Source organism: Dactylosporangium sp. NPDC049140 (genome assembly GCF_040648435.1).
In genome coordinates this window covers 1-7,651 of the sequence record NZ_JBEZDS010000051.1, presented here as the reverse complement: position 1 = coordinate 7,651, position 7,651 = coordinate 1, and the positions used below count along the sequence as shown (strand labels likewise).

Sequence of the window (7,651 nt, the reverse complement as noted above, 5' to 3'; positions counted from 1 at the left end):
AGTCCGCGCCGGTCAGCACGGCCGGCCCGGCCGGCCCGACCCCAGTAACCGTCCGCCACCCATGGACCCCGCCGGCCGCTGTAACCGTCACCACCCATGGACACCGCGCGAGCCACGTGCACGCGCACCGACACCCAGCTCGCCGAGTCCGCGCCGGTCAGCACGGCCGGCCCGGCCCCAGCAACCGTCCGACACCCATGGCCCCCCGGCCGCTGCAACCGTCACCACCCCATGGACACCGCGCGAGCCGCGGGGGCGCGCACCGACGCCCAGCCGGCCGAGTCCGCGCCGGTCAGTGCGGCCGCCCTCACCCGCCGGCCGCGGTACTGTCGCCACCCATGGACGCCGTTCGGGCCGCGTGGGCGCGCATCGACGCCTGGCTCGCCGAGTTCGCGCCTGTCAGTGCGGCCGCACTGGCCTCGCCGGCTGAGCCGGCGGCGGTCGCCGCGACGAACCTGCCCGACGACCTGGCGGCCGGGCTGCTGTGCCACGACGGCCTGCGGACGTGGACGCCGCTGCTGCCCGAGGGCGAGCCGCTGTCGCTGGCCGAGGTGCTCGAGTTCCGGCGGATCCGGTTGGAGGTGGCCGCTGACGTCGACGGGTTCACCGTCCAGCCGTGGAACACCGAGCCCTGGTGGCACGAGCAATGGTGGCCCTGCGGCGGCATCGACGGCACCTACCAGGTCATCGACCAGCGTCCGGGCGCGGGCGGCCGCGTCGGCATCGCGCCCAACTCCGATGCCGCCGGCTTCTCCCAGGGCTGGCCGTCGTACGGCGCCTACCTGGCCGACGTCGCCGGCGCGCTCGAACGCGGCCGACCCGTCGGGCTGTGGTACCCGACGGTGGTGCGTGGCGGCGAACTGTGGTGGGAACTCACTACGGAGTAACCGCCGCACACCCAACGCGCAGCCGCCCCGTAGTGCGCGACGACTAACAGCGGCGGAAGCGAACTACGGCGTGACCGCCGTGCACGCGACGCGCAGCCGCGCCGTTGTGCGCGACGACTGACCACGGTGGAAGCGAACTACGGCGTGACCGCCGTGCGCCCGTCGCGCGGCAGCGTCGGGTCCAGCACCCAGTGCTGGTCGACGCTCGCGCGGTACAACCGGAACGGCCCGCCCTCGGCGATCTTCTCGGCCGTGAAGGCCTGCGCGCCCTTGGCGAGGCAGCCGCGGTTGTACGCGTCCAGCCCCTCCGCCGCGATCTCGGCCCGCCCGCTCATGTAGACCGCCCTCGCCCCGCCGATCGGCGCGTTCGAGTCGTACACGACCAGGCTCAGCCGCGGCCGGGCCAGCAGGTTGCGCGAGTGCCGGGTGCCGGGGTCCGAGAGCCAGTACAGCGTCGCGTACCCGTCCAGCGCGTAGAACACCGGCGACACCCAAGGCTCGCCGTCGGCGTCCGCGGTGCCGAGCACCACGTACCGGTTCTCGTCGAGCATCTGCCGCGCGTACGCCTCGAGATCCATCAGGCGGAGCCTACCTCCAGCACGAGCTTGCCCCGCACGCCGCGGCTCAGGCGCCGGTGCGCCTCCGCCACCTCGGCCAGGGGCAGCACGTCGCCGATCGCCGGCCGCAGGGTGCCGGCGGCGAAGCGCTCGACGACGCCGAGGAGCTGGGTCCGGTCGTACCGCGCCGAGACCACCCGCGGCCCGATGCCGCGCTCCGCCGCGAACGGGCCGCCGGGCACCCAGAACTCGGGGACGACGGTGACGTACCGGCCGCCGTCACGCACCCGCGCGAACGCCTGCCGCGCCCGCTCGCCGCCGACCACGTCCAGGGCCGCGTCCACCGGCCCGTCGTCGACGACCTCCAGGCCGCGACCGGGCGCGAGGGCCTTCGCGAACGCGCCGACGGCGCCGCGGCCGTTGACGTGCAGGGTGCGCACGCCGTCGCCGAGCGCGTCGAGGGCCTGCCAGGCGGTCAGGCCGGCCAGCGGCAGGGCGGCCGCGGCGACCGGGTCGGCGCCGTCCGGCAGCGGCACCACGAGGTCGGCGGGGAGGGCCACGAACTGGGCGTACCCGCCGCGCTGGGTCGTCTTGTGCAGGGTGAACGCGACGACGGGCGCGCCGGTCGCGGCGTCCTCGCCGGCCACGTCGTAGCCGGGGACGAGCGGGAAGCGGACCGGCTCGGCCCAGCGGTACCGGCCGGCGACCATGCCGGCGTCGGCGGGGTTGACGGCCGCGGCGCGGACCCGCACGAGGACCTCGCCGTCGCCGGCGACCGGGCGGGGCAGTTCCAGTTCGCGCAGCGGCTCGCCGAACGCCTCGACGCCGGCGGCGTGCATCAGTGTGCTCATGGACCCGACGCTAGGGTCGCGGCGGGCGCCCGGCCTTGACCTACATCAACGCCGGGGAGTGACGCAGCCGACTCAGGGCCTCCGGGGTGATCCCGACGTACGCCGCGATCTGCCGCTGCGTCAACCGCGCCACGAGCGCCGGCCGCTCGGCGAGGAAGGCCCGGTAGCGGGCGGCCGCGTCGGCGCCGAGCAGGTCGCGGGAGCGGCGTTCCTCGTCGAGGAACAGCCGCTCGTGCATGGCGTTCAGCATCGCCTGCCAGGCGGGGTGCCCGGCGCAGAGGGCCTCGAACGCGGGCCGGGTAGCGGTGAGCAGCTCGCACGGCTCGAGGGTGTCGATGAACTCGGCCGACGGGGCCCGGCGCAGGGCCGCCGCGTACGCGCACACGAGCTCGCCCTCGGCCCGGAAGGCCCGCACCCGCTCGGCGCCGCCGTCCCCCACCAGGTAGATGCGGGTCAGGCCGCGCACGATGAACGACACCCGCTCCGACGGCTCGCCGGCGCGCTGCAGCAGGGTGCGGGCCGGCACCCGGTGCGCCCGGAAGATCCGGTGCGCCCGGGCCAGCTCGTCGTCCGGGATCGGCGCCCAGCGGCCCAGCGCGGCATCCAGGGCCGCGTACCCGTTCACGCCAGGCGCGCGGGGAAGCCGCCGGTCGCGACCGGACCCCAGCGGTCGATCGTGATGCGGATGAGGGACTTGCCCTGGTCGCGCATGGCCTGGCGGTACTCGTCCCAGTCGGGGTGTTCGCCGGAGATGCACCGGAAGTACTCCACCAGCGGCTCCAGCGCGTCCGGCATGTCGATGACCTCGGCGGTGCCGTCGACCTGGACCCAGGCGTCGTTCCAGTCGTCGGACAGGACCAGCACCGACACCCGCGGGTCGCGGCGCAGGTTCGTCGCCTTGGCCCGTTCCGGGTACGTCGAGACGACGATCCGGCCCTCCGTGTCGACCCCGCACGTCGCCGGCGAGGCCTGCGGGCGGCCGTCGGCGCGGGTGGTGATGACGATCCCGTGGTGGCGCTTACCCAGGAACTCGAGCAGCGCCGGCCGGTCGACGCGGTCGTTCGTCGCGATTTTGCGTGCCATGTCCCGACCGTACCCGGATCTGGCTCTCACGAGGGAGGCTTGCCGACGCAACCGGGCGGCAGAATGTCGGCATGCGCGTCCGGGCCCTCGACCTGCTCATCGCCGCGGCGGTGGCGGCCGCGACGATGTTCCCCGCGGTGTGGTACCTGCCGTTCGACCCGGGCACGCTCCTGCTCGGGCTGCTCGCCTCGGCGCCGCTCGTCTGGCGGCGGCGGGCGCCGGTCCTCGTGGCGCTGGTCACCGGCATCGCCACGACCTGGCTGTCGCTGCTCAACGTGCTGCCGGACATGCCGTACGGGCAGCTCGTCGCGACGTACACCTGGGCCGAACTGGCCGCGCCGGCCTGGCGGATCGCGGCGATCGTACTCACCACGGCCGGGGTCGGGATCTCCCTGGTGCTGCCGCAGGAGAACCCGCCGTCCTTCGGGTACGTCGGGCTGATGTTCGTCACCGCCTACGCGCTCGGCGCCGGGGTCCGGGCCCGCCGCGACCGCATCGCGTTCCTGGAGGAGCGCACCCGCCGGCTCACCGAGGAGCAGGCGGCCGCGGCGACGAACGAGCGGGCCCGGATCGCCCGCGACATGCACGACGTGCTCGCCCACTCGGTCGGGCTCATGGTGGTGCAGGCCGAGGGCGGCGCCTCGGTGGTGCGCACCGACGCCGGCCGGGCCGAGGCCGCCTTCGACGCCATCGCCGAGACCGGCCGCGAGGCGCTCGTGCAGCTGCGCCACGCGCTCGGCGTGCTGCGCGAGCGGGAGCCGGAGCCGGCCGCCCTCGAGGCGATACCGTCGCTCGTGGAACGCGCCCGGCGCACGGGGCTCGACGTGCGCCTCGAGCGGGGTGCGGTACCGACGCTGGATCCCCGGGTCGGGGCGACGGCCTTCCGGGTCGTGCAGGAGGCGCTCACCAACGTGGTCAAGCACGCGGGGGCCCGGCGGGTCGTGGTGTCGCTCGCCTCGGACGAGGGCGGCTTCGCGGTGACCGTGCGCGACGACGGCCGGGGCGGCGCCGCGGTCTTCGGGCACGGGCTGTCCGGGATGCTGGAGCGGGTGCAGGCGGTCGGCGGCCAGCTGCGCACCGGCCCGCGGACGGACGGGCCGGGCTTCGAGGTCGCCGCGACCCTGCCCGCGGCGGCGCGGCCGTGACCCTGCGCGTGGTGGTCGCCGACGACCAGGACCTGGTGCGGGGCGGGCTGTGCATGATCCTGGGCTCGCAGCCGGACATCCTGGTGGTGGGCGAGGCCTCGGACGGGCGCCAGGCCGTGGAGAAGACCAGGAGCGAAGCGCCGGATGTCGTACTCATGGATGTCCGCATGCCCGTTATGGACGGGATCGCGGCGACGCGCGAGATCTGCGCCGCGACGGACGCCCGGGTCCTCGTCCTCACCACGTTCGACCTCGACGAGTACGTGTACGACGCGCTGCAGGCCGGCGCCAGCGGCTTCCTGCTCAAGGACATGCACCGCACCGAGCTCGTGGCCGCGGTACGCACCGTGGCGGCCGGCTCGTCGCTGCTGGCCCCGACGGTCACGCGCCGCCTCATCGCCGACGTGCTGCGCCACCGCCGCCCGGCCGGGGCCCCGGACCGGCGCCTGGCCGCCCTGACCCCGCGGGAGGTCGACATCCTGCGCGAGGTGGCGCGGGGCCAGTCGAACGCGGAGATCGCGGCGGCCCTGTACGTCACCGAGCACACGGTCAAGACGCACGTGTCGAACCTGCTGGCCAAGCTCGGCCTGCGCGACCGTGTCCAGGCGGTGGTCCTGGCCTACGAGTCCGGCCTGGTGCGGCCGACGGCCTTCTAGCACCGCGGCCGGGCAACCGCAAGACTTGTGGCGGGGCCGGGCGATGCCGACCCTGAGGGGTATGTTGGCGGTACCCTTCACCGGCTCCGGCTCCGGTACTGCGGAACTGACCTGGGGCCAGCGCGCGATCATGCAGGCCATGCGGCGGGAGCGCTCGTGGCTGCCGATGGGCGGGCACCGGCCGGTCGCCGCCGGTACCACCGTCGCGGACGTGGTGGCGGAGCTGCGGTACACCATGGAGCGTTGGCAGTCGTTCCGCACCCGCATCCGGGACGGCCGCCAGGACGTGGCCGCGTCGGGGATCGCCGTCCTCGAGGTCGTCCCGGCGGACGGGGGCGACCCGGCCGAGATCGCCGCGTCGGTCGAGGCCGGCTACCGCGCGACCAGCCTCGACCTGGCCGCCGACTGGCCGATGCGCATGGCCGTCATCTGCGACCGCGGCGTACCGGCCCGCCTGGTCGCTGTGATGCCGCACCTGGTCACCGACGGCCTGGGCGCGGCCGCCATGGTCGCCGAGTCGACCCGCCGTGAGCCGTCCCCGCCGGCGGGCCCGCAGCCGCTGGACCTGGCGGCGTGGCAGGCCTCGCCCGCGGGCGCCCGGCAGGACACGGCGGCCCGGCGGCACTGGGAGCGCCACGCGGACGGCCTGGCCCCGTTCTCCGCGCCGGCCCTTCCGCAGCGGTACCGCAAGTGCGTGCTCGACTCCGCCGCGCTCGCGACCGGCCTGCCGGCGGCCGCGGCGCGCCTGGGCACGGATGAGTCCACGGTGCTGCTCGCGGCGTACATGGCGGCCCTGGCCCGGGTCACCGGCCGCGAGACGATCGCGGTGCGGCCGGTGGTCAGCAACCGCTTCCGCCCGGGACTGTCCGATGTGGTCACTCCGCTGGCCCAGCTCGGGCTGTGCGTAGCATCGGTGCCGCCGTCGTTCCCGGACGCGGTGGCGGCGGTGTCACGGGCGGCGCTGGCGGCGCGGAAGTACGCCTACTACGACCCGTACGCGACCGAGCCGCTCCCGACCCCGTGCTTCAACGACCGGCGGGCGGTGGCTTCGGGCGGCGCCGGGTCGCCGTCCCCGGCCTTGACGTGGTCGGTCCAGCCGGGTCCGACGGAGCCGCTGTTCCTGCACGTGGACGGGGTGCCCGGGGCCGTGCGGCTGCTCTTCGACGTGGACACGGCGTGTTTCTCGCCGGCTTCGGTGGAGGCCGTTGCTGTTTGCATGGTGTCGCTGGTGGGATAAGTCGGGCGCTCCGCGCCGCGACTTATCCGACTTATACCCCGACGGGTCTTTTACTTGGACGGGGGGCTGACGAAACGACGCTCGGCCGATGGTGCGCGGGAGCCTCCGGCCCCCGCAATGGGTAAGCGTGGTCCCTGTTCGTTGCTGCCTGCGGTTATGCCTCTTGGCCGTGTTTTACCGGCGGGTTCGTGCGGGTCGTCATTCGGTGGTCCCGGTCTTGCGCTATTTGAAACGGGATCCTGTTGCCGTGCGTGATTTGGGATAATCGATATGTGTTGGGGCAGCGGGGGTTGTTCAGTCGGGCCGAAATTACTGCGATGCGGGATCCGACTCGGCGGCGTAATTATTCGCCGGGGGGTGAGAAGTTTCGGAAGGAACACGAGAGGCATCGGGACTGGGGGCTCGAGCAGCGGCACCGGAAGAAGCTGTGCGACAAGTTCGGCAGTGTCGAGGCGGCGGAGGCGTACTTCGCGCAGCGGGCCCTTGCACCGGCTTCACCAGAACCGCCCGTTGAGGAGGCGGAACACCCCGCCCCGCCGGTCCCGCCGGTTGAGCAGGCCGAATGTCCGGCCTCGTCGGACCCACCGGCCGAACCTCCCGTCCCACCGGTCCCGCCCGCCGGGCAGGCCGAATGTCCGGCCCCGTCGGACCCACCAGCCGAACCTCCCGTCTCACCGGTCCCGCCCGCCGGGCAGGCCGAACGTCCGGCCCCGTCGGACCCACCAGCCGAACAGGCTGCGCTGCCGCACCGCCGGTCCACGGAGCACGCCATTCGCCGACAACGACAGCGGTCCCCCGCCACCGCACAACATGGACGACCCCGACCAGTCCGCCGACACACCTCCGCGCCGACACCACGACCCGCCAACCGATGGATTGCGCATTCCGCCGACGCCTCCGAGCATTATCCCAAGGACCACCGCCGTCCAATAACAATGCTCCACACGAAACGCCCGTCTGCACAAATACGTTCGGCAAACCCGCCGCCGCGAGCCCGATAAGCCGGACACTCCGCACCACTTCGAGCCCGATAAGGGGACTGTCAAGAAAACGGCGCAAAGACGGTGGTGTCCGGGGCGATCGAGGTTCGCTGATCAGGATGCGGCAGGGTGTCAGCGGTGCGCTTCGATCTGATCAAGATATTGTTCGCCGGGCTGGTGTCCATAGTGGTCGATCAAGTCGTTGACCAGGGCGATACGGTGCGGATTCGGGCTCGGACCCGGTCGGGGGCGGTG

Annotated in this window: 8 protein-coding genes; 4 read left to right on the top strand and 4 right to left on the bottom strand. The window is 73.8% G+C overall.

Annotated features, from left to right (window positions below):
- Window positions 1-338 precede the first annotated feature (338 nt).
- Window positions 339-887, top strand: coding sequence for a hypothetical protein (locus AB0B76_RS47680; protein ID WP_360389281.1), 549 nt, complete (start codon window positions 339-341; stop codon window positions 885-887).
- A gap of 137 nt (window positions 888-1,024) precedes the next feature.
- On the opposite strand, the gene AB0B76_RS47675 is transcribed toward AB0B76_RS47680, so the two are convergent.
- The 4 genes from AB0B76_RS47675 to AB0B76_RS47660 are packed head-to-tail and all read right to left on the bottom strand — an operon-like array spanning window position 1,025 to window position 3,378.
- Window positions 1,025-1,465 (bottom strand): pyridoxamine 5'-phosphate oxidase family protein, encoded by a 441-nt coding sequence (locus tag AB0B76_RS47675; protein WP_360389278.1) that lies wholly within the window; start codon window positions 1,463-1,465, stop codon window positions 1,025-1,027.
- The gene (locus tag AB0B76_RS47670; protein WP_360389277.1) at window positions 1,465-2,295 is read right to left on the bottom strand and encodes a zinc-binding dehydrogenase; all 831 of its coding nucleotides are present in this window, start codon (window positions 2,293-2,295) and stop codon (window positions 1,465-1,467) included. The genes AB0B76_RS47675 and AB0B76_RS47670 overlap by 1 nt, the downstream gene beginning before the upstream one ends.
- Before the next feature lie 40 nt (window positions 2,296-2,335).
- A complete protein-coding gene (locus AB0B76_RS47665; protein ID WP_360389275.1) occupies window positions 2,336-2,920 on the bottom strand; it encodes a Crp/Fnr family transcriptional regulator in 585 nt (194 codons plus the stop codon).
- Window positions 2,917-3,378, bottom strand: a complete 462-nt coding sequence (locus AB0B76_RS47660; RefSeq protein WP_360389273.1) for a PPOX class F420-dependent oxidoreductase — start codon at window positions 3,376-3,378, stop codon at window positions 2,917-2,919. The genes AB0B76_RS47665 and AB0B76_RS47660 overlap by 4 nt, the downstream gene beginning before the upstream one ends.
- 71 nt (window positions 3,379-3,449) lie before the next feature.
- On the opposite strand from AB0B76_RS47660, the gene AB0B76_RS47655 reads away from it, so the two are divergent.
- The 3 genes from AB0B76_RS47655 to AB0B76_RS47645 all read left to right on the top strand — a co-directional run bounded on the left by AB0B76_RS47655 (window position 3,450) and on the right by AB0B76_RS47645 (window position 6,416).
- Window positions 3,450-4,523 (top strand): sensor histidine kinase, encoded by a 1,074-nt coding sequence (locus tag AB0B76_RS47655; RefSeq protein WP_360389271.1) that lies wholly within the window; start codon window positions 3,450-3,452, stop codon window positions 4,521-4,523.
- Window positions 4,520-5,179: a response regulator transcription factor gene (locus tag AB0B76_RS47650; protein ID WP_360389268.1), complete on the top strand. Its 660-nt coding sequence runs from the start codon at window positions 4,520-4,522 to the stop codon at window positions 5,177-5,179. Before AB0B76_RS47655 ends, AB0B76_RS47650 begins: the two co-directional genes overlap by 4 nt.
- Before the next feature lie 61 nt (window positions 5,180-5,240).
- Complete coding sequence (locus tag AB0B76_RS47645; RefSeq protein WP_360389265.1) at window positions 5,241-6,416, top strand: condensation domain-containing protein; 1,176 nt, start codon at window positions 5,241-5,243, stop codon at window positions 6,414-6,416.
- The last annotated feature ends 1,235 nt before the right edge of the window (window positions 6,417-7,651 follow it).